The 22,584-nt window shown below is 65.3% G+C and carries 25 protein-coding genes; 6 read left to right on the top strand and 19 right to left on the bottom strand.

Annotated features, from left to right (window positions below; translation table 11 throughout):
• Positions 1–76 precede the first annotated feature (76 nt).
• The 4 genes from EYF70_RS02755 to ybiB all read right to left on the bottom strand — a co-directional run bounded on the left by EYF70_RS02755 (position 77) and on the right by ybiB (position 3,217).
• Positions 77–526, bottom strand: a complete 450-nt coding sequence (locus EYF70_RS02755) for a GatB/YqeY domain-containing protein (protein ID WP_131144030.1) — start codon at positions 524–526, stop codon at positions 77–79.
• 144 nt (positions 527–670) lie between these two features.
• The gene (rpsU, locus tag EYF70_RS02750; protein WP_005665410.1) at positions 671–883 is read right to left on the bottom strand and encodes a 30S ribosomal protein S21; all 213 of its coding nucleotides are present in this window, start codon (positions 881–883) and stop codon (positions 671–673) included.
• A 171-nt stretch (positions 884–1,054) separates the two neighbouring features.
• Complete coding sequence (locus tag EYF70_RS02745; protein ID WP_131144029.1) at positions 1,055–2,263, bottom strand: BaiN/RdsA family NAD(P)/FAD-dependent oxidoreductase; 1,209 nt, start codon at positions 2,261–2,263, stop codon at positions 1,055–1,057.
• A 63-nt stretch (positions 2,264–2,326) separates the two neighbouring features.
• Positions 2,327–3,217 carry a DNA-binding protein YbiB gene (gene ybiB, locus EYF70_RS02740; protein WP_307722117.1) on the bottom strand — a complete coding sequence of 297 codons (891 nt, stop codon included), beginning with the start codon at positions 3,215–3,217 and terminating at the stop codon, positions 2,327–2,329.
• Between ybiB and EYF70_RS31470 the strand changes: the two genes are divergently transcribed.
• Positions 3,216–3,431, top strand: a complete 216-nt coding sequence (locus EYF70_RS31470) for a hypothetical protein (RefSeq protein WP_229420983.1) — start codon at positions 3,216–3,218, stop codon at positions 3,429–3,431. The two genes, ybiB and EYF70_RS31470, sit on opposite strands and share 2 nt — an antisense overlap.
• 119 nt (positions 3,432–3,550) lie before the next feature.
• A complete protein-coding gene (locus EYF70_RS02735) occupies positions 3,551–4,609 on the top strand; it encodes a 3-deoxy-7-phosphoheptulonate synthase (protein WP_131144027.1) in 1,059 nt (352 codons plus the stop codon).
• Between the two features lie 20 nt (positions 4,610–4,629).
• Here EYF70_RS02735 and nirD read toward each other — a convergent pair whose 3' ends face one another.
• Complete coding sequence (gene nirD, locus EYF70_RS02730; protein ID WP_131144026.1) at positions 4,630–5,040, bottom strand: nitrite reductase small subunit NirD; 411 nt, start codon at positions 5,038–5,040, stop codon at positions 4,630–4,632.
• A gap of 357 nt (positions 5,041–5,397) precedes the next feature.
• Between nirD and tsaD the strand changes: the two genes are divergently transcribed.
• Entirely contained in the window at positions 5,398–6,429 is a 1,032-nt protein-coding gene (gene tsaD, locus EYF70_RS02725) for a tRNA (adenosine(37)-N6)-threonylcarbamoyltransferase complex transferase subunit TsaD (RefSeq protein ID WP_131144025.1), read from the top strand.
• Between the two features lie 13 nt (positions 6,430–6,442).
• On the opposite strand, the gene EYF70_RS30975 is transcribed toward tsaD, so the two are convergent.
• The 7 genes from EYF70_RS30975 to ybaK all read right to left on the bottom strand — a co-directional run bounded on the left by EYF70_RS30975 (position 6,443) and on the right by ybaK (position 11,288).
• The gene (locus EYF70_RS30975; RefSeq protein WP_165497559.1) at positions 6,443–6,613 is read right to left on the bottom strand and encodes a hypothetical protein; all 171 of its coding nucleotides are present in this window, start codon (positions 6,611–6,613) and stop codon (positions 6,443–6,445) included.
• 129 nt (positions 6,614–6,742) lie between these two features.
• Positions 6,743–7,648: an ion transporter gene (locus EYF70_RS02720; RefSeq protein WP_229420675.1), complete on the bottom strand. Its 906-nt coding sequence runs from the start codon at positions 7,646–7,648 to the stop codon at positions 6,743–6,745.
• A gap of 40 nt (positions 7,649–7,688) precedes the next feature.
• The gene (locus tag EYF70_RS02715) at positions 7,689–8,915 is read right to left on the bottom strand and encodes a metal-dependent hydrolase (protein WP_131144024.1); all 1,227 of its coding nucleotides are present in this window, start codon (positions 8,913–8,915) and stop codon (positions 7,689–7,691) included.
• Complete coding sequence (locus EYF70_RS02710) at positions 8,916–9,206, bottom strand: DUF427 domain-containing protein (protein ID WP_131144023.1); 291 nt, start codon at positions 9,204–9,206, stop codon at positions 8,916–8,918.
• Between the two features lie 142 nt (positions 9,207–9,348).
• Complete coding sequence (locus EYF70_RS02705) at positions 9,349–10,032, bottom strand: DsbA family oxidoreductase (RefSeq protein ID WP_131144022.1); 684 nt, start codon at positions 10,030–10,032, stop codon at positions 9,349–9,351.
• A gap of 88 nt (positions 10,033–10,120) precedes the next feature.
• Positions 10,121–10,753 carry a glycerol-3-phosphate 1-O-acyltransferase PlsY gene (plsY, locus tag EYF70_RS02700; RefSeq protein ID WP_131144021.1) on the bottom strand — a complete coding sequence of 211 codons (633 nt, stop codon included), beginning with the start codon at positions 10,751–10,753 and terminating at the stop codon, positions 10,121–10,123.
• A 43-nt stretch (positions 10,754–10,796) separates the two neighbouring features.
• On the bottom strand, positions 10,797–11,288 hold the full coding sequence (gene ybaK / locus EYF70_RS02695; RefSeq protein WP_131144020.1) for a Cys-tRNA(Pro) deacylase: 492 nt from the start codon (positions 11,286–11,288) through the stop codon (positions 10,797–10,799).
• 36 nt (positions 11,289–11,324) lie between these two features.
• Here ybaK and EYF70_RS02690 point away from each other — a divergent pair, with 36 nt between their 5' ends.
• A complete protein-coding gene (locus tag EYF70_RS02690; protein WP_131144019.1) occupies positions 11,325–12,311 on the top strand; it encodes an endonuclease/exonuclease/phosphatase family protein in 987 nt (328 codons plus the stop codon).
• A 6-nt stretch (positions 12,312–12,317) separates the two neighbouring features.
• On the opposite strand, the gene EYF70_RS02685 is transcribed toward EYF70_RS02690, so the two are convergent.
• From EYF70_RS02685 to EYF70_RS02655, 7 genes are all read right to left on the bottom strand, one after another.
• Complete coding sequence (locus EYF70_RS02685) at positions 12,318–14,447, bottom strand: putative bifunctional diguanylate cyclase/phosphodiesterase (RefSeq protein WP_131144018.1); 2,130 nt, start codon at positions 14,445–14,447, stop codon at positions 12,318–12,320.
• Between the two features lie 253 nt (positions 14,448–14,700).
• Complete coding sequence (locus EYF70_RS02680; protein WP_131144017.1) at positions 14,701–14,937, bottom strand: hypothetical protein; 237 nt, start codon at positions 14,935–14,937, stop codon at positions 14,701–14,703.
• A 49-nt stretch (positions 14,938–14,986) separates the two neighbouring features.
• Complete coding sequence (gene xerD, locus EYF70_RS02675) at positions 14,987–15,886, bottom strand: site-specific tyrosine recombinase XerD (RefSeq protein WP_131144016.1); 900 nt, start codon at positions 15,884–15,886, stop codon at positions 14,987–14,989.
• Positions 15,862–16,386, bottom strand: a complete 525-nt coding sequence (locus EYF70_RS02670; RefSeq protein WP_229420674.1) for a methylated-DNA--[protein]-cysteine S-methyltransferase — start codon at positions 16,384–16,386, stop codon at positions 15,862–15,864. Before EYF70_RS02670 ends, xerD begins: the two co-directional genes overlap by 25 nt.
• A 546-nt stretch (positions 16,387–16,932) precedes the next feature.
• Positions 16,933–18,219, bottom strand: coding sequence for a TRAP transporter large permease (locus EYF70_RS02665; protein ID WP_131144015.1), 1,287 nt, complete (start codon positions 18,217–18,219; stop codon positions 16,933–16,935).
• Positions 18,216–18,773 (bottom strand): TRAP transporter small permease, encoded by a 558-nt coding sequence (locus tag EYF70_RS02660; protein ID WP_131144014.1) that lies wholly within the window; start codon positions 18,771–18,773, stop codon positions 18,216–18,218. The genes EYF70_RS02665 and EYF70_RS02660 overlap by 4 nt, the downstream gene beginning before the upstream one ends.
• 78 nt (positions 18,774–18,851) lie before the next feature.
• On the bottom strand, positions 18,852–19,841 hold the full coding sequence (locus EYF70_RS02655; protein ID WP_131144013.1) for a TRAP transporter substrate-binding protein: 990 nt from the start codon (positions 19,839–19,841) through the stop codon (positions 18,852–18,854).
• A gap of 129 nt (positions 19,842–19,970) precedes the next feature.
• On the opposite strand from EYF70_RS02655, the gene EYF70_RS02650 reads away from it, so the two are divergent.
• On the top strand, positions 19,971–21,974 hold the full coding sequence (locus tag EYF70_RS02650; RefSeq protein ID WP_131144012.1) for a sensor histidine kinase: 2,004 nt from the start codon (positions 19,971–19,973) through the stop codon (positions 21,972–21,974).
• Positions 21,975–21,991: 17 nt separating this feature from the next.
• Positions 21,992–22,579 carry a response regulator transcription factor gene (locus EYF70_RS02645; RefSeq protein WP_131144011.1) on the top strand — a complete coding sequence of 196 codons (588 nt, stop codon included), beginning with the start codon at positions 21,992–21,994 and terminating at the stop codon, positions 22,577–22,579.
• The last annotated feature ends 5 nt before the right edge of the window (positions 22,580–22,584 follow it).

Raw genomic sequence — 22,584 nt, 5'->3', positions numbered from 1 at the left:
ACGCCGTGCCTGGCTGGAACTTGATCCAGCTCAACGGCACATGACGTCTGCAAGATGCCAGCAAAAAGCGGCGGGTTCAGGCGCCCGTCAGCGCTTTCTTGACGAGACCGGACACGGCGGTCATGTCGGCACGGCCAGCCAGCTTCGGCTTCAGGATGGCCATCACCTTGCCCATGTCCTGCGGGCCGGCGGCACCGGATTCGGCCACGGCGGCCTTCACTTCGGCGGCCACTTCCTCGTCCGACAGGCCGGCGGGCATGTAGGCGGCCAGCACGGCCAGCTCGGCCTTCTCGATGTCGGCCAGGTCGGCGCGGCCGCCGGCTTCGAACTGCGTGATCGAATCCTTGCGCTGCTTGATCATCTTTTCCACGACGGCCAGCACCTGGGTATCGTTCAGTTCGATCTGCTCATCCACTTCCTTGCGCTTGATGTCCGCCAGGATCAGGCGGATCGTGGCCAGCTTGCCGGCCTCCTTGGCGCGCATCGCGGCTTTCATGTCATCGGAAATCTGGGCTTTCAGGCTCATGGGTGTCCTCGGGCAAATGTCACTGGTAAAAACAGTGCGGTAAAAACGAAAACCCGCTGCGGACGATGCCGGAGCGGGTGATCGCTACGCAAGCGGACCGGAGGCGAAAAGCGCCGTCGACGGCCCGGTCTGCGAAGGCGAGAATTAGTACAGCTTCTTCGGCAGTTGCTGGCTGCGGATGCGCTTGTAGTGACGCTTCACGGCAGCGGCCAGCTTGCGCTTGCGCTCTGCGGTCGGCTTTTCGTAGAACTCGCGTGCGCGCAGTTCGGTCAGCAGACCGGTTTTTTCGATGGTGCGCTTGAAGCGGCGCATGGCAACTTCGAACGGCTCGTTTTCTTTAAGGCGGATAGTGGTCATGTAAAATTCAAACCGTTAGAGGGTTTTTAGGAAGACGGCGATATTATCAGCTTTTGTCCAGACAGACAAGAGGCTTCGTGCCTCCCCCCGTGCCTACTCTCATGCTTGCCAATACACATCCGAACACAACAGAACCCGCACCGTGACAGCGTTGGCGGGTCCGGCATCATATCAGACTGCCAGCCCGGCGGCCATCCCCGAGGCCCAGGCCCACTGGAAGTTGTAGCCTCCCAGCCACCCCGTGACGTCGACGGATTCGCCGATGAAATACAGGCCGGGCACGCGGTTGGCCATCATGGTCTGCTGCGACAGCTCTTTCGTGTCGACACCGCCCCGTGTCACCTCGGCCTTGCGGTAGCCCTCGGAGCCGTTCGGCGTAATGGTCCAGGCGTTGACGGCCTGGCCGAGGCGGCGCAGTTGGGCGTCCTGCATGTCGGCCAGGCGCGCATCGGCCTGGAAGCCATGGGCCTGCAGCAAGCCTTCGGCCAGGCGCGCCGGCAGCCATTGCGCCAGCACGTTGCCCAGGTGCTTCTTGATCGTACCCTTCCCTTCCAGCAGCGTGGCGGCCACGTCGAGTTCCGGCAACAGGTTGATCGTGATCGGCGTGCCGGGTTGCCAGAAACTGGAAATCTGCAGGATCGCCGGGCCGGACAGGCCGCGGTGCGTGAACAGCAGGTCTTCGCGGAAACGTGCCCCCGTGGCCTTGCGGCCCTTCAGCGTACCGGTCTCCACGTCGACTTCCAGCGACACCCCGGCCAGCGGCACGAACGGCTGCCACTGCTGGGCATCGAAGGTGAGCGGCACCAGCGCCGGGCGGGGCTCGACGATCGCCAGCCCGAACTGGCTGGCGATGCGGTAGCCGAAATCGGTGGCGCCGATCTTCGGGATCGACAGGCCGCCGGTGGCGATCACCACGGCACCCGCATCGATCAGGCCGGCACTGGTCTGCACCAGGAAACGCTCGCCTTGCTGTTCCACGCCCTGCACCGTGGCGGGCATGCGCCAGCGCACGTTGCCGGCGTTGCACTCGGCTTTCAGCATGTCGATGATTTGCTCGGCCGAGTCGTCGCAGAACAGCTGGCCCCTGTGCTTCTCGTGGTAAGCGATGCGGTATTTCTTCACCAGCGCGAGGAAATCCTGCGGCGTATAGCGCGACAGCGCACTCTTGGCGAAGTGCGGGTTCTCGGACAGGAAATGGGCCGGCCCCGCACTGATATTGGTAAAATTGCAGCGCCCGCCGCCGGAAATGCGGATCTTCTCGGCCAGCTTCTCGGCATGGTCGACCAGCACGACGCGCTTGCCGCGCTGCCCCGCCGCCGCCGCGCACATCATTCCGGCCGCGCCCGCACCGATTACCACCACGTCAAACTGTTCCGCCATCACGCCCGTCCCGCCAGTCAAACCGGGCATTCTACCGCAATGGGGGAAGGCTGGGCTATTGCCTCAGCCGTGACGGGCACGCACTTCGCGGGCGACGGTGACGATGTGGCCCACCTGCTGGGCGATCGGATCGGGCACCGGGACCTCGCCGCGCAGCACGGCCTGGATCCAGGCGGCGGTGGCGGCGGCGCTCTTGTCTTCAGGCAGCGCGGGCTCGGTGTCGGCGATCATTTGCCGCTCGACGAGCACGGTGCGCTCGCCATCGTGGAACCAGTCGATCTTTTGCGCCTTGTTGGCGTTCGCCACCGTTTCCCCTTCGGTGCCGCGCATGAGGAATGCGTCGCCGCGGGCATGCGGAGCGGCCGTGGTGAAGTACTCGCCCAGCGTTTCCAGGTATTCCGGATGCGTGTACGACACCAGCCGCAGCGCCGGAGCGGCGAACGGCTGCAGGATCTTGACGATCGTGTGCGTGGAATTGCGCACGCCGAGGATGCGCCGCAGTTCCAGCTGATGGGCCAGCCTGGGCGCCAGCGTGTCGATCGTGATGAAGCTGACGTGGCCTTCGGCCAGCGCGCGTTCCGCTTCCGCGACCGTGGTGGCGGCGGCGATGCCCAGCTCGGCCAGCACCTCGGCGGTGGCGATGCGGCCCACGTTATGCGCGACGCCGTGCACCAGCACCGGCACGCCTTCGCGCGCCAGCAGCAGCGCCAGCAGCGCTGTCAGGTTGGCCATCTTGCGCGCACCGTTGTAGGTGGGAATCAGCACCGGCGCATACGGACCGGCGGGCGCCTGCAGCGGCGTGAACGACGCTTCGGCGGCATCCAGGAAGCCGGCCAGCTCGTCCACGGATTCGCCCTTGATGCGCATGGCCAGCAGGATGCCGCCCAGCTCCAGGTCGGACACGCGGCCATGCAGCATGGCGTCATAGAGCGTAAAGGCATCGGCACGGCTCATGCTACGCGCACCCTTCACGCCGCGGCCGATTTCCTTGATGAATGGCGCGGCAATGAAACGGTCCGCCGCGGGTGCCGATGTGGACGCCAGGGTGGATACCGATGTGGACGCCGATGAGGCCGGCGAGGTGGATGGCAAAGTGGAAGAAGATGTGTTTTCGATACTCATGGAAACAGCTTACCGCATTTCGGCTACACTAATCGACTACCCATAAGAAAACCTGAAGCCGACAGTGCATTACCGAAGCATAGTCGCGAGCCATGGCCACGAAGCCTCCAGGAACAGCCCGATACATCGTCCCCAAGCACAGAAACAAGCCATAGAACTGAAGCCATGACTGCCCTCGACCTCGAAAACATCAATGTTACCTCGTTCGCGTCCATGCCCACGCCGGCCGAACTGCACGCGAAGCTGCCCATGACGGACACGGCATTCGCCACCGTCACCAGGGGCCGCGAAGACCTGCGCAACATCCTCGACCGCAAGGACAGGCGCCTGTTCGTGGTGGTCGGGCCCTGCTCGATCCACGATCCGGTGGCCGGCCTGGACTATGCCCGCCGCCTGAAGGCGCTGCAGGAAGAGGTCAAGGACACGATGCTGCTGGTGATGCGCGTGTATTTCGAGAAGCCGCGCACCACCACCGGCTGGAAGGGCTACATCAACGACCCGTTCATGGATGATTCGTTCCGCGTGGATATCGGCATGGAAAAGGCGCGCCAGTTCCTGCTCGACGTGTGCGAGCTGGGCCTGCCCACCGCGACTGAGGCGCTCGATCCCATCTCGCCGCAATACCTGGGCGACCTGATCGCCTGGACCGCGATCGGCGCGCGCACCACCGAATCGCAGACGCACCGCGAGATGTCGTCGGGCCTGTCGACGCCGGTCGGCTTCAAGAACGGCACCGATGGCGACATCAGCATCGCCATCAACGCGATCCTGTCCGCCGCCAACCCGCACGCTTTCCTGGGCATCAATGGCGAAGGCAGCGTTTCCGTCGTGCGCACGCGCGGCAATGCCTACGGCCACGTGGTGCTGCGCGGCGGCGATGGCCGCCCGAACTACGATTCCGTGTCGGTCACGATCGCCGAGCAGGCGCTGGCGAAAGCCAAGCTGCCGGCCAATATCGTGGTCGACTGCTCGCACGCGAACAGCTACAAGAAGCCGGAACTGCAGCCGCTGGTGATGACGGACGTGACCAACCAGATCGTGCACGGCAACCGTTCGCTGGTGGGCGTGATGATCGAATCGAACATCTGCGCCGGCAACCAGAAGATCCCTGCCGATTTGTCCGAACTGAAGTATGGCTGCTCGGTGACGGACGCCTGCATCGACTGGGAAACCACGGTGCAGATGCTGAAGTCGGCCGACGCGGAACTGCGCCGCCGGCCGTAAGCACGCCGGCCGCGCTTCTTCTATGGATAGGTGCTGGCCAATGGCGCCACGCCATACGTGCCGGCCAGCGCCGCTTCCGCGCGGCTGGCCGGCGCGTTCAGCTCCAGCAAATCCAGGTAGATCTTGCCGTCCTCCACCTTGACGCTGTAGCGCCGCGTGCAACCCTGCTCGGGTGCCACCGCGCAGCCCGTCTCCAGTGCGATATTCCAGTGATGCTGCGGGCATGCCACATGCTCGCCCAGCACCATGCCCTGTGACAGCGGGGCGCCCTTGTGCGGGCAACTGTCGAGCAGCGCATAGATGCGATCGTCGGCCGTGCGGAACACCGCCACGCCCGGCAACTCCTGCCATGCCAGGCCGCGCGGCACGTGGTGCGCACTTCCCGGCGCGATATCCTTGACCTTGCAAACCAGTTTCCAGTGTTCGGGCATTGCCTCTCCTTCCACGGCGGGTCGCCGCAACGCTGTAGAAGTAGCAAGAGCGATGCCATCACCATGGCGGCAAAGCTCCCCGCCATGGCCCGCCACCGCACTGCCGCGGTGCGCCCGCGCCCCGCGATCGCCCTCCTCCTGGCCTGCAATGGCTGAGCCCGTGTCATGGTGTCAGGAAGGAGTGACGCCTTGCAAGGCGTCACCGCAACGCGGGCAAGGAGCGGTGCTCCTTGAAATCCCTGCGATGCCACCATGACACGGGCTCAGCCTTGGGGATGCCTTGGCTGAAGTGGCCGCGGCTTTCCGATACAATGGCGGATTGCCCGTCATCTTCAGTCCTCATTGTTAGCCCCTACCATGATCGTTCTCGGCGTCGAATCCTCCTGTGATGAAACCGGCCTGGCCCTGTATGACACCGGCCGCGGCCTGCTTTCGCATGCGCTGCATTCGCAGGTGGCCATGCACGAGGAATATGGCGGCGTGGTGCCGGAACTGGCTTCGCGCGACCATATCCGCCGGGCTATCCCGCTGCTGCAGCAAACGCTCGAAGGGGCGCACATCGCCGCGGCCGATATCGATGCCATCGCCTTTACCCAGGGCCCCGGCCTGGCCGGCGCGCTGCTGGTCGGTTCGTCGATCGCGTGCAGCCTGGGCCTGGCGCTGGACAAGCCGGTGCTCGGCATCCACCACCTGGAAGGCCACCTGCTGTCGCCGCTGCTGGCGTCCGATCCGCCCGAGTTTCCGTTCGTGGCGCTGCTGGTGTCGGGCGGCCACACGCAGCTGATGCGGGTCGATGGCGTGGGCCAGTACGAACTGCTGGGCGAGACGCTGGACGATGCCGCCGGCGAGGCGTTCGACAAGTCGGCCAAGCTGCTGGGGCTGGGCTACCCGGGCGGGCCGGCCATTTCGCGCCTGGCCGAGTTCGGCGATCCGGCCGCATACAAGCTGCCCCGGCCGATGTTGCACTCGAAGGACCTGAACTTCAGTTTTTCAGGGCTGAAGACGGCCGTGCTGACGGTCGTGAAGAATGCCGGCGCCGCCAATGTCTGCGAGCAGGACAAGGCCAATATCGCGCGCGGCTTCGTCGATGCGATCGTCGACGTGCTGGTGGCGAAGTGCGTGGCCGCGCTGAAGCAGACGAGCCTGAAGCGGCTCGTGATCGCCGGCGGCGTGGGCGCGAACAGCCAGCTGCGCGCCGCGCTGAACGCGGCGGCAGCCAGGAAACGCTTCCGTGTGTACTACCCCGAACTGGAGTTCTGCACCGATAACGGCGCGATGATCGCCTTTGCCGGCGCGATGCGGCTGTCGATCAATCCGGGCGCGGCGAAGCGGGAATATGCGTTCAATGTGCGGCCGCGATGGCCGCTGGATGAATTGAAGGTTATCTGACCGCTGGCGTCGTTCAGGCGCCCAGCAGCATTGCCGCCAGCCCCACCAGGGCCAGCAGGCCGCCGGCCGCCACAGCGCCGGTCTTCACCTGTTTCTTGCGTAACTCTTCCATGCGCTCGGTGCGCGGCGGCTTGGCCTGCTCGCGTGGAGCCGACTTCGCGGCGGTCGAAACTGATTCGTTCATGGTGCGCTCCTGGCGAAATATGTCTAGACGAGACAATGTAGCAGCAAATGGCGTGCCATGGCCACGAATTTGAAACGGTCGTGGTTGGATTGACAATGGCCGGGCGTGCCGCCCGGCACCTTGCGAGGGTCAGCGCGGTTCTTGCGGCAGCGCCTCGCCGCAGCTCTTGCAGAAACTCGCGTCGGCCTCGTGGCCGGAAGCCAGGCAGCGCGTGCAGACGCGCGCCGAAACGGGGCGCAAGCCGCGCTGGTGCGTGATTTCGGAACTGATGATGCCGGTCGGTACCGCCAGGATGCCCCAGCCCAGCAGCATCATGCACGAGGCGATGGCGCGGCCCAGATCCGTCTTCGGCACCAGGTCGCCGAAGCCGACCGTCGTCACGGTCGAGATGGCCCAATAAACCGCCGTGGGAATACTGGTGAAGCCGTGCCGCGGTCCCTCGACCACGTACATCACCGTGCCCAGCAGGAACACGATCATGAACACGACGGAGAGAAAAATCAGGATCTTGCGCCGGCTGGCCAGCAGGGCATTGCCCAGCATGCCGTATTCCTGGATATACAGCGTAAGCTTCAAGATCCGGAAGATGCGCAGCAGCCGCAGGATCCGCACGTCCAGCAGCACATGCGAACCGGGCACGAACAGCGATACATAGCTGGGCACCACCGACATCAGGTCGATGATGCCGAAAAAGCTGCGCGCATAGCGGTCCGGCCGCTTCACGCACAGCAGCCGGCCGATGTACTCGACCGTGAACAGCAGCGTGAACAGCCATTCGGCCGCCAGCAGCCATGGCCCGTACGCGCGCGCCACCGGCGCGATCGACGTCAGCACCACGGTGACGACGGACAGCACGATCGCACCGATCAGCACGAGGTCGAAGATCTGGCCCGTGCGCGTATGCGACTCGAAGATGATCTCGTACAACTCTTCGCGCCAGCCGCCCTCCGGCTTGCCGAAATGCTGGTGCGGATCGGCCGAGAGCTCGGGCGGCGCCGGGGCCTTGGTGGGACGCTCGTTCATGGGGGTGTTCATGGGGAACTCACGCGGTGGGCCTGGATGGTCGCGGGGTGGCTCAATGTAGCGCAGCCCCCAGCAGGTCGGCGCGCGGATACGCCCAGCGCGGCACGTTGCCGCACGGTTCGCGGCTGGCCTGGGCAAGGTCCATCGTCGTGAAATTGCCGCGCGGCGTGGCCGAGAAGCGCAGGTCGCTGGCCACTTCCGCATCCACCGCCGGCATGCGCGCAAAGCGCAGCCAGGCGTTCACGTGGCAATCGTTCCTTGCCAGCGTGCGCAGCGTGGCCAGGCTGCCCTGCCAGGCGGAAGCAAAGCTCACCCCGGCCGATTCCGTGTCGCGAGCGGCCGGATCGGCCAACGCGGCCGGGCAATGCGCAAGCACGTCCGGCGCCAGGTTGAGCAGGCCGCGGCGGATGCGGTAGCTGCCCTGCCCGGCATTTTCCTCGATGCTCACGAAGGACCAGCATAGCGGCTGGGCCGGGAAGGCCGTCATCGCCACGTCGAGCACGCGCGATGCCGGATCGGCCCGTTGCAGCGCCGCTTCCACGCGGGCCCGCCCCACCGACGAGGTGCCGCCCTGCACGGCAATGAAGGCCACCGACACCAGCGCCGACAGGGCCAGCGCACGCCGGCTCTGCATGCGCGTGATGCGCAGCGCCGCGATGAAGCCGCCCATCAGCAGCAGGCCGGCCAGCGCGACCGGATCCAGGTAGCCGCGCCAGGTGACGTAGCCCAGGAATGCCGCCAGCCCGGCCAGCGCCACGCCGCGCAGGAAGCGCCGCGGGATGGCCAGCGCCAGCGGCACGCCGAAGGCCACCCAGAACACCGGTTCGACGATGAACACCAGGTCGCCGTAGAACCAGCGCGGATCGAACGGCGCCAGTGGATGGATGCCGTAAGAATTCAGGAAATCCATCGACATGTGCAGCAGGAAGCCGAGCCCGATGGCCAGCCCGAGCCCCAGCCGCGCCTGGCCGCTGTGCCGGAGCAGGCGCCGCGCGTTCGGCCACAGCAGCCACAAGGCGGCGAGCAGCAGCAGCGCCTGGGGTATCGCGTACAGCAGGGTATGGGTATGGCCGCGGTGGTGCAGCAGGTAGCCCAGCGGTGCCGGCAGCAGGTCGGTCAGCACCAGGTCCAGGTCGGGGAAATTGCTGGCCACCGCGCACGCTGTCAGCAGCAGACGGTGGCGGGTGCGCTGCCGCGCCTCGTCGGGCTCGGCAGGCAGCGAGCGTTGCACCAGTTCGCCGATGCCGAGCCCGACGAAGGTGTGGGTGACGTTATCCACTCAGCGGCTGACCTCGACCCCGTGCCAGAACGCGATGCGGCCCTCGATGGCCTTGGCCGCGTCCTTCGCGGCCGGGTAGTACCAGGCGGCGTTGCGGTTCAACTGGCCATCCACTTCCACGTCATAGTAGCTGGCCACGCCCTTCCAGGGGCACAGCGTGGTGTGGCTGCTGTCCTTCAGGTATTCGCGCCTGACGCGCTCGGGCGGGAAATACACGTTCTGCTCGACGATCTCCACCTCGTCGGCGGTGGCCTCGGCGATGACGGCGCCGTTCCAGATGGCTTTCGGCATGGCTGTTCTCCTGATGTCTGTGGTCCGATGATACGGTGCTCGCTGCGCGCACGCTTCCCCACTGTGGATGGCGGGATGAACAACATTTCGTGCCGCGGCAGTGTAGCTCAAAAGACCCGGTGCGGTCACACCGGCATGCGGATCACTTGCCTGCCAGGATTTGCCGCAGCGCACCTTCGAACACCTCGGGCGGCTGGCCGCCGGAAATGAGGTGGCGCTGGTTGATGACGACGGCCGGCACCGAACGCACGCCGGCCTGCTGCCAGTATTGTTCGAGCATGCGCACCTCGTCGGCGAACTGGCCGGATTCCAGCACTTGCCGGGCGGCGGCTCGGTCCAGCCCCACCCGCTCTGCCGCGCCCAGCAGCACCTCGTGGGAGCTGGGGTCTTCGCCGTTCGTGAAGTAGGCTTCGAGCAGGGCGTGCTTGAGTTCCTTCTGGCGCCCCGCTTCCTCGGCCCAGTGCAGCAGCCGGTGGGCGTCGAAGGTGTTGTAGATGCGGCTGCGCTTGTCCATCGCGAACGTGAAGCCGACCGCCGCGCCGCGCTGGCGGATCATTTCGCGCGACTGTTCCTGCTGCTCCGGCGTGCTGCCGTATTTTTCGGCGATGTGCTCGGTGATGTCCTGCCCTTCCTTGCCCATGTCCGGGTTGAGTTCAAAGGGCTGGAAGTGGAATTCGACGGCCGCTTCGGGAATGCGGGCCAGCGCCGTTTCCAGCGACTTCAGCCCGACCGCGCACCAGGGGCAGGACACGTCGGAAACGAAATCGATACGGAGCGGAGCGGGTGTGCCAGGTGTGGAGGTCGTGGAGATGGCGGGTGTGGACATGGCGGCCTTCATGGATGCGGGGCCGCCGGCGGCGGCCGATCGCCGGATGATGAGGGCCGTTGCCGGGATTGCAAGCCGCTTTTACAAGTTACTTCTTCTTGGCACCCGCGGTGGCGCCCTTGCTCTTGCTGCCGATGCGGCTTTCCTTGCCGGCCATCAGGTTGCCGATGTTCTTCGCATGGCGCCAGATCAGCAGGCCGCACATGGCCACCACCGCGAACAGCTGCGGCTCCACGCCGAACAGCAGGCCGTAGTACAGCGGCGCGAACACGGCGGCGATCAGCGCGGCCAGCGACGAGTAGCGGAACGCGTAGGCGATGATCAGCCAGGTGGCGAGCGTGGCCAGGCCAAGCCAGATATCCAGCGCCAGCAGCACGCCGGCGGCCGTCGCCACGCCCTTGCCGCCCTCGAAGCGGAAGAACACCGGCCACAGGTGGCCGAGGAAGACCGCGATGGCGACCAGCGCGATGGTGCCGTCGCCGACGCCGAGCTGGCCGGCGAAACGGATCACCAGCCAGACCGCCAGCCAGCCCTTGAAGGCGTCGCCGACCAGGGTCCAGATGGCGGCGCCCTTGTTGCCGCTGCGCAGCACATTGGTGGCGCCCGGGTTGCCGGAGCCGTAGGTGCGCGGGTCGGACAGGCCGTAGACCTTGCTCACGACGACAGCGAAAGAGATCGAGCCGATCAGGTAGGCGGCAACCGCCAGCAGGAGGGTAGTCATTTCCTGTAATTATCCTATGGAGTGTTGGTGGAGCACGTGGCGATCAGTCGGCCAGCGCGCAGGTGACCGGGCGCGCGCCCAGCACCTCGGTCAATGTGCGGGGGGCGATGCCCACCAGGAAACCGCGCCGGCCGCCATTGATATAAATTGTTTCCAGTTGCAGGATGGATGCTTCGACGTACACCGGCATTGCCTTGCGCGTGCCGAACGGCGAAGTACCTCCCACCATGTAGCCCGAATGGCGCTGCGCGACCTCCGGCTTGCACGGTTCGACGGACTTGCAGCCGATGTTGCGCGCCAAATTTTTCGTCGACACCTTGCGATCGCCGTGCATCAGCACAATCAATGGCTTGGCGGCTTCGTCCTGCATCACCAGGGTCTTGACCACGTGGTGCTCGTCGACGCCCAGTGCGCGCGACGACACCGAGGTGCCGCCATGTTCTTCGTACTCGTAAGGGTGTTCGCTGAACGGCACCTTGTGCTGCCTGAGCAGCGCGGTTGCCGGGGTCTCTGAAATGTGCTCTTTCTTGGCCATGCCGTGTTACGATCGTTTGAAAAGGAGTTCCTCATTATGCAGGAAGAAATTCGCTTTGCGACCTTCAACGTCTGCAACCTCGCCCCGCCGGGCGTGAAATTGTACGACAACCTCGAGCCCCTGACTCCCGAAGGCTACGACGCCAAGGCGAACTGGATCGCGCAGCAACTCGATCAACTCGACGCGGACGTGATCGGCTTCCAGGAAATCTTTTCGCAGGCGGCATTGCGCGATGTCCTGTCCCGCACCCGCAAGTATGGCGAAGCGCTGCATGCCGGCTTCGACCCGGATCCGCAGGCGCACCGCCTGACGCCGAGCGTGGCCATCGTATCGCGCCTGCCCTTCGCCGGCCCGCCCGCCATCTATGCCAGCTTTCCCGCCGATGTGCCGTGCGATTCCGGCAGCCCCGACTCCGACCGTTTCGCCCGCGCGCCGCTGCATGTGCAGGTGGTGCTGCCCGGCGAGCGCATCGTGGACGTGCTGGTGGTGCACCTGAAATCGCGCCGCCCCGATTACCGCAGTGGCGACAGCGGCGAAGACCCGCTGCACTACGCGATGGCCAGCCTGCGCTCGCTCGTCTGGCGCGGCACCGAGGCGGTGGCGCTGCGCGTGCTGCTGTCGAAGATGATGCGCGAAACGCGCCGGCCGTGCGTGGTGCTCGGCGACTTCAACGACACGGCCGATGCCGTCACCACCACGATCGTGCTGGGCACCGGAGGCACGCGCGGCATCGATGGCAACGGCGGCAAGGTGCCCCAGGCCGAGGAGCGCCGCGGCCGGCTGTACGACAGCAACCAGATCCAGCTGCGCCAGGACCACTTGCGCCACGTGGGCTATACCAGCATCCACGAAGGGCATTACTCGACGATCGACCACGTGCTCGTGTCGGAGGAATTCAACCGGCATTCGCCGCGCGCGATCGGCGAGGTGGTCGACGTCAGCTATTTCAACGACCATTTGCGGCTGGAGCGGCCCGAGGCGTCCGACCATGGGCAGGTGCTGGTGCGGATGCGGCTGTTCTGACGCGCCTTACGACTGCCAGGCATCCGCCCTGCCCTGGACAGCCAGGCTGCCAAGACTGGCAACACCACCCAGGCCGCTGTCCTGCACCGCCGCTTCGGCCTGGCGGCCCTGGTACAGGTCGCACCCTTCGCCGCGCAGGAAAGCCAGCTGACCCGGGGTCTCCACCCCTTCCGCGATCACCGTCATCCGCATGCTGCGCGCCATCGCGATGATGGTGCGGATCACCGTTTCATCGCCGCCATCGCGCAGGAAGGCTTGCGCGATCTTCAGCTTGTCGATCGGGTAGTCCTTCAGCTGCCCGAGGCGCGACCAGCCGGTGCCGAAGTCGTCCAGCGACAGCCGCACGCCCAGCGCGCGCAGCCCGTGCAGCGTGGCGGCAGTGGCGCCGCCCCCCTTCATGATGATGGACTCGGTCAGCTCCAGCTCGAGGAAGCGCGCTTCCAGGCCGGCCGCTTCCAGCGCGGCACGCACGCGGTCGACCAGGTCGCGCTGCATGAACTGCGTCAGCGACAGGTTGACGGCCACCGCCACCGCCTGGCCGCCGTCATGCCAGCGGCGCGCGTGGCGGCAAGCCTCGCGCAGCACCCAGTCGCCGATCGGCACCATCAGGCCGGCCTCTTCCGCAACGCCGAGGAAGCGCTCCGGCAACAACAGGCCCAGCTCCGGGTGGCGCCAGCGGATCAGCGCTTCCAGCGCCACCAGGGTGCCGGTGGCGATGTCCAGCTCCGGCTCGAACGCCAGCTCGAACTGCCCTTCGGCCAGCGCGCGGCGCAAGCCCTGCTCGAAGGACGCGCGTTCGACGATGCGCTCGTTCATCTCGGCGCTGAAGAACTGGAAGTTGTTGCGGCCGCCCTGCTTGGCGTGGTACATCGCGATGTCGGCGTTCTTCACCAGGGTGTCGATATCATCGCCATCGCTGGGGAAGATGGACACGCCGATGGACGTGGACACGTGCAATTCGTGGGCGCCGATCGCATAGGGCTGGCAGATCGCCTGCCGGATCGTGTCCGCCACGTGCGCCGCGTGGTCGATGCCGCCGATGCCGGCCAGGATGATGACGAACTCGTCGCCACCCTGCCGGCTGACGGTATCGACCTTGCGCACGCATTTCAGCAGGCGCGCGGCCACTTCCTGCAACAGCTGGTCGCCCACCTGGTGGCCCAGCGTGTCGTTGATGCGCTTGAAGCGGTCCAGGTCCAGGAACAGGATCGCCAGCATGCTGCCGTTGCGGCGCGCGGCGGACAGGGCCAGCGACAGGCGGTCCAGCAGCAGCACGCGGTTCGGCAGGTCGGTCAGGAAATCGTGTTCGGCCAGGTGGCGCGTCTGTTCTTCCGAGCGCTTGCGTTCGGTAATGTCGGAAACGATCGCCATGTAATTGCTGACCTGGTCGTGGCTGTCGCGGATCGCCGTCAGCGCCAGCCAGGCGGGAAACAGTTCGCCGCCCTTGCGGCGCGACCAGATCTCGCCCTGCCAGTGATCGGTGGCCTCGATCTGGTCCCAGACGGCGCGGAAGAAGGTTTCATCCTCGATGCAGGAACGGTAGACCGACAGCGGCTTGCCCGGCATGTCGCCGCTGCCGTAACCGGTGATTTCCGAATACGCGCGGTTGATCGAGATGACGTGGCGGTCGCGGTCCATCAGCAGGATCGCATCGCGGCTGTTCTCGAAGACCTGGGCCGCCAGGTACAGCGTGCGCTCGGCGTGCTTGCGCGCCGAAATGTCGACGTCCATGCAGAACACCTGCGTCAGCTCGCCTTCGTGGTATACCGGCACCAGCGTGGAATACAGCCACAGCTCCTGGCCGCTGGCGGTGCGCACGTGCCAGTCGCCGATCGGCGAATGCCGGCCGGTCCGCCAGGCTTGCTCCACCAGCGCGTCGTGCTCGGCTTCGCGGTCGCCGCGCGAGAACAAGCACTTCAAGGGCTGGCCGACGACCGCTTCCGGCGCCACGCCGGACAAGTCGGCGCAGGCCCGGTTGCAGAAACGGACGCGGCCTTCGCGGTCGATGCTGCACACGGCCACCAGCGGCGTGTGTTCCAGCGCCGCCACGAGGCGGGCGATCAGGTCGAGGGCGGCCAGCGCCGGATTCGGCGCGGCTCGCTGTGCGGAGGGGGGAAGGTGATCTTGCGGGGCCATCGTGCCATTCTTGCCGCCCTGCCAGGCGCGCGCTTGCGCTGGCTCAAGAATGCCTGCTTGCACGGCAATTTTGTTGCCCAAATACAAAATTGGAACGCCAGCGCTATCCGGGCAAACCTGCCTTGCCAGCGGTGGCCGGTTTCCGATGTCCGCTACGGCAGGGCGGTTCAGCCCTGCCTGAGCACCGTGGTGTTTTCCTCGCAGCGCGGTTCAGCCCTGCCTGAGCACCGTGGTGTTTTCCTCGCGGCGCGGTTCAGCCCTGCCTGAGCACCGTCGCGTCTTCCTCGGCCTGGCCTTCCCCGGCCTGGCCCGGTTCGACCTGGTCTTCCTCGACCTGGTCTTCCTCCGTCCCGTATCCTGCCGTGTCGGCCTGCTGCTCGCCGGCCGGGCGGTGCTTCGCCTCTTCCTTGCGCCGGGCCTTTTCCTCGGCCTTGCGCTTCTTTTCCAACTCGCGTTGCCGCTTCTCGTACTGGAAATTCGTTTTTGCCATGACTGCCTCCGTTGCCGACATTATGCGACAGATTAGCATCGCAGATTTTTCAACCCCGCGGATGATGCAGCGCATGTAGCTGTTTCAGCCGTTCGCGCGCCACGTGGGTATAGATCTGGGTGGTCGAAATGTCGGCATGGCCGAGCAGCAGCTGCACCACGCGCAGGTCGGCGCCATGGTTCAGCAGGTGCGTGGCGAAGGCATGGCGCAGCGTATGGGGCGACAGGGGCGCGGTGATGTCCGCCTTGCGCGCGCATTTCTTCACGACCACCCAGAACATCTGCCGCGTCATCGGCCCGCCGCGGCCCGTGACGAACAGCGCATCGTCCTGCTGGCCATTCAGGATCACGCCGCGCCCGTCGCGCAGGTAGCGCTCGATCCATTGCCGGGCTTCGCCGCCGAACGGCACCAGGCGGGTCTTCGCACCCTTGCCGGTGATGCGCACCACGCCCTCGTTCAAGCCGAGCTCGGTAACCTTCAGCGCCACCAGTTCCGAAACCCGCAAGCCGCTCGCATACATCAGCTCGAGCATGGTGCGGTCGCGCAGGCCCAGCGGCTCGCGCACGTCCGGCGCGGCCAGCAATGCTTCCACGTGGCTTTCCGACAGCGTGTGGACGAAGCGGGCCGGCTGCTTCGCCGATGCCAGCTGGAGGCAGGGATCCTCGGCGATGCGCTGGCGGCGCAGCGCCTGCTGGTAAAAGCGTTTCAGGACCGACAGCCGCCGGTTCGACGAACTGGCCTTGGTATCGCCATGCCGGGCGGCGAAATAGCCGGCGATGTCGCCGGCATGCACCGCCAGCAGGCCGGTGCCGGGACGGGCCTGCGCCAGCCAGGCGGAAAACAGCTTCAGGTCGCGCCGGTAGGCATCCAGCGTGTTCTTCGACAGGCCGTCTTCCAGCCACAGCGTGTCGCAGAATTCATCGATCAGAGCAGGGTCGTTTGCTGCCATGCGTATTCGCGGTGCCCTTCGTGCGCCAGCAGCCAGCGCTTGACGTCCAGCGTGAAGCCGTTGCGGTCGTCGCTGCCGGCGAAGCCGCCCAGGCCTTGCGCGCCCGTCACGCGGTGGCATGGAATGACCAGCGGAAAATAATTCGCGCCGCACGCCTGGCCCACGGCACGCGGCATCGAGCCGACGAACTTGGCGATCTCGCCGTAAGTGCGCACTTCACCGCGCGGGATCGCCCCGATGGCATCCCACACCTTGCGCTGGAATGCGCTGCCGACCTGCGCCAGCGGCAAGTCGAAAACGAAATCGGCATCCTCGCAATAGCGCCGTACCTGCGCGGCGGCGCGTTCGGCAACCGCATCGGTGGGCGCCTTGTCGGCGAAGCTGGCCGGCAGGTACACCAGCTCGCTGACGACGGCGCCACCGGTGCGAATGCCGAGCGCGCCGAACGGGGTGGAAACGATGGCCGCGAACAGGTCGGCGGCTTGTTGTATTTGCGTCACAATTAACTCCAGACTACTGTGGCAAACATGCTACACGAACGCCGCATGGCGTACCAGAGCTCGTGCGGACGGGGCGTTTCGCGCTGCATCGCTGCCGGACTCGCCATGGCGTTTCACCACGGAGATCCAGCGAGAACCAGTGAGCGCCATGAATGCACGGACGAAAAAAAACGCACCTTCTGGTGCGTTTTAAGTATTGCTTTGGCACGGCTCCGGTTGTTTGGTCCCGCCGCGGCTGGCTTTTGGCCGCCTTCAGCAGTGATGCCAACAACATACTGTGAACCGCGTGTCTCCTCGATTTATCGCCGTCTCCGGCATGCCGTTTTTATTACCACTCCCCACTAACCCGCATATTCGTTGCTACCTTGGTGCATATCGATATGTGCTGCACCAAACAGGAGCGATCATAACTGATCCAAACGCGCATTTCTCCTGTTTTTTTGTAGCAAGAAAATATTTGCCTTGAGCATAAATTAACTATGGCAATGTTTTCGAAAGTTTGCTAGGCGCGTCACAGTCTTGTCACATCGGTCGTCACAGCGGCCGTTACATCGGGCCATACACAAGCCGGGGCAGCCACAGCGAAATTTCCGGCACGTAGGTCACCACCATCAGGAAGGCCAGCATCGTCAGCAGCCATGGCATCACGGCCACGGTCAATTCCGAGATGCCCATCTTCGTGATGCCGGATGCCACGTACAGGTTCAGCCCGACCGGTGGATGGCACATCCCCACTTCCATGTTGACGACGATGAGGATGCCGAAATGGATCGGGTCGACACCCAGCGCGACCGCGACAGGGAACAGAATCGGCGCCATGATCAGCACGATCGACGACGGCTCCATGAAATTCCCCGCCGCCAGCAGGATCACGTTCACCACCAGCAGGAAAGCGATCTTGCCGAGGCCTTGCGCCGTCAGCCAGGCGGCCATTTCCTGCGGAATGTTTTCGCTCGTCATCAGGAACGAGAACAGCACGGCGTTCGTGATGATGTACAGCAGCATGGCCGACATCGAGGCCGAATCCAGCAACACCTTGCCGGCCTGGCGCAGCTTCAGGTCCTTGTACACGAACACGGCAATGACGAAGGCGTACACGGCCGCCATGGCCGCCGCCTCGGTGGGCGTGAACAGGCCGGAGTAGATGCCACCCATCACGATCACGATCAGCAGCAGTCCCCATGCGCTCCTGCGGAATGCGGTCAGGCGCTCGGCCCAGGTGGCCTTGGGCATGCGCGGATAGCCGCGCTTCTTCGCCAGTACCCACGTCGTCAACCCCAGCAGAAACGCCAGCATGATGCCCGGCACTACGCCCGCCATGAACAGCGCGCCCACCGACGTGTTGGTGGTGACCGAATACATCACCATCACGATCGACGGCGGAATCAGGATGCCCAGCGCGCCCGACGTGGTGATCACGCCGGCGCCGAAACGCTTGGGGAAGCCCTGCTTCACCATGGCCGGCAGGATGATCGAGCCGATCGCCACCACCGTGGCCGGGCTGGAGCCGGAGACGGCCGCGAACAGCGCGCACGCCAGCACGCCGGCCAGCGCCAGCCCGCCATGCCAGTGCCCCACCATCGACGTGGCGAAGTTGATCATGCGCCGCGCCACGCCGCCGTGGGTGAGGAAATTGCCGGCCAGGATGAAGAACGGGATCGCCATGATCTCGAACTTCTCGATGCCGGTAAACAGCTTCAGCGCCACCGCCTCGATGGGCACTTCTGTCATCGTGAACAGGAACGTGAGCACCGTCAGGCCCAGCGAGATGGAGATCGGCATGCCGGTCAGCATCAGCACCAGCAGCAGCGTAAAGATGATCAGCGCGTTCATGCCTTCGCTCCCAGTTCGTCATCCAGGCCTTCGACATGGGCGTGGTCGTGTTTCGGCAGGTCGCCGGTGCGCACGAAATGCACCATCACCTGCAGGAAGCGGAAGCACATCAGCCAGGAACCGGCCGGCACCGCCAGGTAGACCAGCCACATCGGCACTTCCAGGTCGGGCGAAGTCTGGTCGGTGTGGCCGATATCCCATACGAACGAGGCGCCCAGCGCCCCGACGATGCCGGTAAACAGCGCACCGGCCAGCAGGCCGAACACGATGAACTTGTTGCGCCACGGCGTGGCGAGGCGGTTGATGACCACGTCGACACCGACGTGGATGCCGGTGCGCACGCCGTACGCGGCGCCGAACTTGGCCATCCACACGAACATGTAGATGCACAGTTCCTGCGCCCAGCTGGTATTGATCTGAATGAGTTCGTCCTGCAGCCAGGGAATCGGCAAGCCGGACAGGTAGCGGTGCACCACCGCCACGAAGATGATGAAGGTGGCCGCGCCCATCAGGGACGCGATGAGCCACTCTTCCAGGTGGTCCAGGAATTTCATGGGTGACTTTCGGGGGAGCCGGCCGGGAGGCCGGTACGTCAGGAACAACGGGGCGGCATGCTGCCGCCCCACGGCGAATTACTTCGCGCTTTCCTTCGCGATCGCGTTGACGAGGTCGGCGCCGATGCGGCCTTCCATCTGCTTGTGTACCGGCAGCAGCACCTTCTTCCAGGCTTCCTGCTGCTGCTGATTGAGGGTGATGAACTGCGTGCGGCCGGATTTCTTCATCGCGTCCAGCGCCATGTCGTTGTCGCGCTGGGCGATCGCCTTTTCATACGTGGTGGCTTCGCGCATCGCCCCTTCGAGCGCGGTGCGGATATCGGCCGGCAAGCCATCCCAGAACTTCTTGTTGACGATTACCGCGTAGCCCAGATAGCCGTGGTTCGACACCGTGGCGTACTTCTGCACTTCGTGCATCTTCTGGGTGTACATGTTCGACGGCGGGTTCTCGGTGCCATCCACCACGCCTGTCTGCAAGGCCTGGTAGACCTCGGAGAAGGCCAGCACCTGGGGGTTGGCGCCCAGCGAACGCATCTGCGCATCGAGCACCTTGGAGGACTGGATGCGCATCTTCAGGCCGCGGAAATCGCTCGGCAACGTCAGCGGCTTGTTGGCCGACATGATCTTGAAGCCGTTGTCCCAGTACGCCAGGCCCGTGATACCCTTGGATTCCAGTTTCTTCAGCAGGCTCTTGCCGATCGGCCCTTCGGTCACGTTGTACAGTGCCTGCTTGGTGGGGAACGCATACGGCAGGTCGAACACCTCGAATTCCTTCACGCCCAGCGGCCCGAACTTGGCCAGCGACGGCGCCAGCATCTGCACGGCGCCCAGCTGCAGGGCCTCGAGTTCTTCCTTGTCCTTGTACAGCTGGCTGTTCGGATAGACCTCCACCTTCACGCGGCCGTTCGTGGCGCGCTCGGCCAGCTGCTTGAAGCGGGCGGCGGCCTGGCCTTTCGGCGTGTCCGTCGCCACCACGTGGCTGAACTTGATGACGATCGGCGATTGAGCAAAGGCGTTGGTGAAGCAGGCGGTCGCGGCAAGGGCGACCAGGATGGTCTTGAGCTTCATGCGTGTGTGTCCCCAAATATGGAAGTTACATTTATTATTCCTGCAATTACATTCTGCATAACCCCCCGGCAAGGGGATACTGTGGAAAACCACAATACCCGGCAGGACCAGAATGGTTACCCTCCGACAATGACCTCCCTTCGTTCCATGGCGGCGCGCCTGCCGTTCCCCAGTTCCGCGCGCTGGCTGATGCCCGTTGTGCTGGTGCTGCTGTTCCTGGCCATTCTAATCTGGCTGCCGTGGCAGGCGCGCCAGATGGAAAGCAACGAGCGCCAGGAGCAGCTGATCGCCGACACGCTGTGGGTCGAGCAGACCATCCGCTTCCAGCTCGGCCGCCATGAGGAAGACCTGAAAAGCGTGGCCAACGAAATCCTCGCCGGCGCCACGGTCAAGCGCCTGCACGACCGCATGGCCAGCGAATTGAAGACGGGCCTGGAACTGAAACGCGTAATGTGGGTCACGCCGGAAGGCGACGTGGCCGCATCGAGCGAGGAAGCGCCGCCGCCCGTGGCGCGGCTGTCGGCCGCCTCGCGCGACGCGGCCGAGCGCGCCCGGCTCGGCCGCAGCGGCGTGTACAGCGAGCCGGCGCCGCAAACGGCGTATCCGGCGGCGGGCACGCCGGGCGCGATGATGATGGATTACCACTTGCCGCTGTACCGGGGCGCCACCTACCTGGGCACGCTGGTGGCCACCTACCAGCTGTCCGCCATCCTGGAAGAAATGGTGCCGTGGTGGTTCGCGCAGGATAACCAGGTGACGCTGCTGAACCGCGACGACGAGATCCTGGCCCGCCGCGCCGCCGCCGGGCCGGGGCACGGCGTGTACACCCACAAGCGCGCGCTCGACTTGCCGGGCGCCACCATCACGCTGATGACGGACAGCGTCAAGGCCGCGCCGAAGCTGCTGCCGAACCTGCTGGTGGGCTCGGTGATCGTGCTGGCGCTGGCGCTGCTGTGGAGCCTGCTGGCGCTGTGGGGCCACATTTCCCGGCGCCTGGCCGCCGAGGAAGCACTGCGCCAGCAGATGGCGTTTCGCACCGCGATGGAAAATTCGCTCGTCACGGGCCTGCGCGCGCGCGACCTGGAGGGGACCATCACCTACGTCAACCCCGCGTTCTGCCAGATGGTCGGCTACACGGAAGAGGAACTGGTGGGCCGCCGGCCGCCGATGCCCTACTGGGCGGCCGAAGTGATGGCCGAATACGAGCACCGGCTGCACAACGTGCTGCAGGGCACGGTGACCCCGCAATTCGAGACCATCTTCCAGCGCCCGGACGGCACCCGCATCCCCGTGCTGATCTTCGAGGCCCCGCTGGTGGACAACGATGGCCGCCATACCGGCTGGATGGGGTCGATCCTGGACATCACCGACCGCAAGCGCATCGAAGAGCTGAACCGCGAGCACCAGGAAAAGCTGCAGGCGTCCAGCCGGCTGGCCACGATGGGCGAGATCGCCTCGATGCTGGCGCATGAACTGAACCAGCCGCTGGCGGCCATTTCCAGCTACACCACCGGCGCCTTGAACCTGCTGGCGCGGCCGGGCGTGGATCCGGCCACGCTGAAACCGGCGCTGGAACAGGCCGGCACGCAGGCGCGCCGCGCCGGGCAGATCATCCGCAGCGTGCACGAATTCGTGCGCAAGCGGAAAACCGAGCGGCTCGACGTGGAAATTTCGACGATGATCGAAGGTATCCGCGCCCTGATCGAATTGCAGGCCCGGCCGCACCGCGTGGCGCTCCAGGTGGCGCTGCCGGCCGACCTGCCGCAGGTGCGGGCCGACCGCATCCTGATCGAGCAGGTCTTGCTGAACCTGGCGCGCAACGGCATCGAGGCGATGGCCGCCGTGCCCTTGCAGCGGCGCGTGCTGCGCATCGAAGGGCAGCAGGACAGCGCGACCGGCCAGGTCATCGTCAATGTGATCGACAATGGCCATGGCATCCCGCAAGAGGTGGCCGAACGGCTGTTTTCGCCGTTTTTCTCGACCAAGGCGCAGGGCATGGGCATGGGCCTGAACATTTGCCGCACGGCGATCGAGTTCCATGGCGGGACGCTGACGCACCGGGACAACCCCGGAGGCGGTACCATATTCACCTTCACGCTGCCGGCATCCGTCCCGGCCGCGGCGCAAGCCTAGTTTCTGGAGACATTCATATGCTGCATATCGTCGATGATGAAGAAGTGGTGCGCGACTCATTGTCGTGGCTGGCCTCGTCGCGCGCCATTCCCGCCACCACATACGATTGCGGCGCCAAGTTCCTGGCCTATGTGGAAGCGGGCCAGTTCGATCCGGCCGGCGATTGCGTGCTGCTCGACGTGCGGATGCCGGACATGAACGGCGTGGCCGTGTTCGACCAGCTGCATGCGCGCGGCCTGGCGCAGCGCCTGCCGGTGATCTTCCTGACCGGCCATGGCGACGTGCCGATGGCGGTCGATACCCTGAAGCGCGGCGCGTTCGACTTCTTTGAAAAGCCGTTCAACGACAACGACCTGATGGACCGCGTGCAGGAAGGCCTGGCACGCTCGCAGCAGGCCAGCGCGCATGCGGCGGTGCACGCCAGGCTGGCCACGCTGTCCTCGCGCGAGCGCGAAGTGCTGGACCTGATCCTGGCCGGCAAGATGAACAAGGTGGTCGCCGACGAACTGGGCATCAGCATGCGCACCGTCGAGGTGCACCGCGCCCATATCTTCGACAAGATGCAGGTCAAGACGGCCGTCGAGCTGGCCGGCTTGCTGAAGTAGCCATG

The sequence above is a fragment of the Pseudoduganella albidiflava genome (genome assembly GCF_004322755.1).
Taxonomy (GTDB): domain Bacteria; phylum Pseudomonadota; class Gammaproteobacteria; order Burkholderiales; family Burkholderiaceae_D; genus Rugamonas; species Rugamonas albidiflava.
Note: the sequence above shows the minus strand (reverse complement) of the source record. Positions and strands in the feature narration are given on the sequence as shown.

What these genes read in the sequence shown, in the direction of transcription:
- EYF70_RS02755 (WP_131144030.1), bottom strand. Translation starts at nt 526, where the DNA reads ATGAGCCTGAAAGCCCAGATTTCCGATGACATGAAAGCCGCGATGCGC.
- rpsU (WP_005665410.1), bottom strand. Translation starts at nt 883, where the DNA reads ATGACCACTATCCGCCTTAAAGAAAACGAGCCGTTCGAAGTTGCCATG.
- EYF70_RS02745 (WP_131144029.1), bottom strand. Translation starts at nt 2,263, where the DNA reads ATGGCGGAACAGTTTGACGTGGTGGTAATCGGTGCGGGCGCGGCCGGA.
- EYF70_RS31470 (WP_229420983.1), top strand. Translation starts at nt 3,216, where the DNA reads ATGCTACGCGCACCCTTCACGCCGCGGCCGATTTCCTTGATGAATGGC.
- ybiB (WP_307722117.1), bottom strand. Translation starts at nt 3,217, where the DNA reads ATGAGCCGTGCCGATGCCTTTACGCTCTATGACGCCATGCTGCATGGC.
- EYF70_RS02735 (WP_131144027.1), top strand. Translation starts at nt 3,551, where the DNA reads ATGACTGCCCTCGACCTCGAAAACATCAATGTTACCTCGTTCGCGTCC.
- nirD (WP_131144026.1), bottom strand. Translation starts at nt 5,040, where the DNA reads ATGCCCGAACACTGGAAACTGGTTTGCAAGGTCAAGGATATCGCGCCG.
- tsaD (WP_131144025.1), top strand. Translation starts at nt 5,398, where the DNA reads ATGATCGTTCTCGGCGTCGAATCCTCCTGTGATGAAACCGGCCTGGCC.
- EYF70_RS30975 (WP_165497559.1), bottom strand. Translation starts at nt 6,613, where the DNA reads ATGAACGAATCAGTTTCGACCGCCGCGAAGTCGGCTCCACGCGAGCAG.
- EYF70_RS02720 (WP_229420675.1), bottom strand. Translation starts at nt 7,648, where the DNA reads ATGAACACCCCCATGAACGAGCGTCCCACCAAGGCCCCGGCGCCGCCC.
- EYF70_RS02710 (WP_131144023.1), bottom strand. Translation starts at nt 9,206, where the DNA reads ATGCCGAAAGCCATCTGGAACGGCGCCGTCATCGCCGAGGCCACCGCC.
- EYF70_RS02705 (WP_131144022.1), bottom strand. Translation starts at nt 10,032, where the DNA reads ATGTCCACACCCGCCATCTCCACGACCTCCACACCTGGCACACCCGCT.
- plsY (WP_131144021.1), bottom strand. Translation starts at nt 10,753, where the DNA reads ATGACTACCCTCCTGCTGGCGGTTGCCGCCTACCTGATCGGCTCGATC.
- ybaK (WP_131144020.1), bottom strand. Translation starts at nt 11,288, where the DNA reads ATGGCCAAGAAAGAGCACATTTCAGAGACCCCGGCAACCGCGCTGCTC.
- EYF70_RS02690 (WP_131144019.1), top strand. Translation starts at nt 11,325, where the DNA reads ATGCAGGAAGAAATTCGCTTTGCGACCTTCAACGTCTGCAACCTCGCC.
- EYF70_RS02685 (WP_131144018.1), bottom strand. Translation starts at nt 14,447, where the DNA reads ATGGCCCCGCAAGATCACCTTCCCCCCTCCGCACAGCGAGCCGCGCCG.
- EYF70_RS02680 (WP_131144017.1), bottom strand. Translation starts at nt 14,937, where the DNA reads ATGGCAAAAACGAATTTCCAGTACGAGAAGCGGCAACGCGAGTTGGAA.
- xerD (WP_131144016.1), bottom strand. Translation starts at nt 15,886, where the DNA reads ATGGCAGCAAACGACCCTGCTCTGATCGATGAATTCTGCGACACGCTG.
- EYF70_RS02665 (WP_131144015.1), bottom strand. Translation starts at nt 18,219, where the DNA reads ATGAACGCGCTGATCATCTTTACGCTGCTGCTGGTGCTGATGCTGACC.
- EYF70_RS02660 (WP_131144014.1), bottom strand. Translation starts at nt 18,773, where the DNA reads ATGAAATTCCTGGACCACCTGGAAGAGTGGCTCATCGCGTCCCTGATG.
- EYF70_RS02655 (WP_131144013.1), bottom strand. Translation starts at nt 19,841, where the DNA reads ATGAAGCTCAAGACCATCCTGGTCGCCCTTGCCGCGACCGCCTGCTTC.
- EYF70_RS02650 (WP_131144012.1), top strand. Translation starts at nt 19,971, where the DNA reads ATGACCTCCCTTCGTTCCATGGCGGCGCGCCTGCCGTTCCCCAGTTCC.
- EYF70_RS02645 (WP_131144011.1), top strand. Translation starts at nt 21,992, where the DNA reads ATGCTGCATATCGTCGATGATGAAGAAGTGGTGCGCGACTCATTGTCG.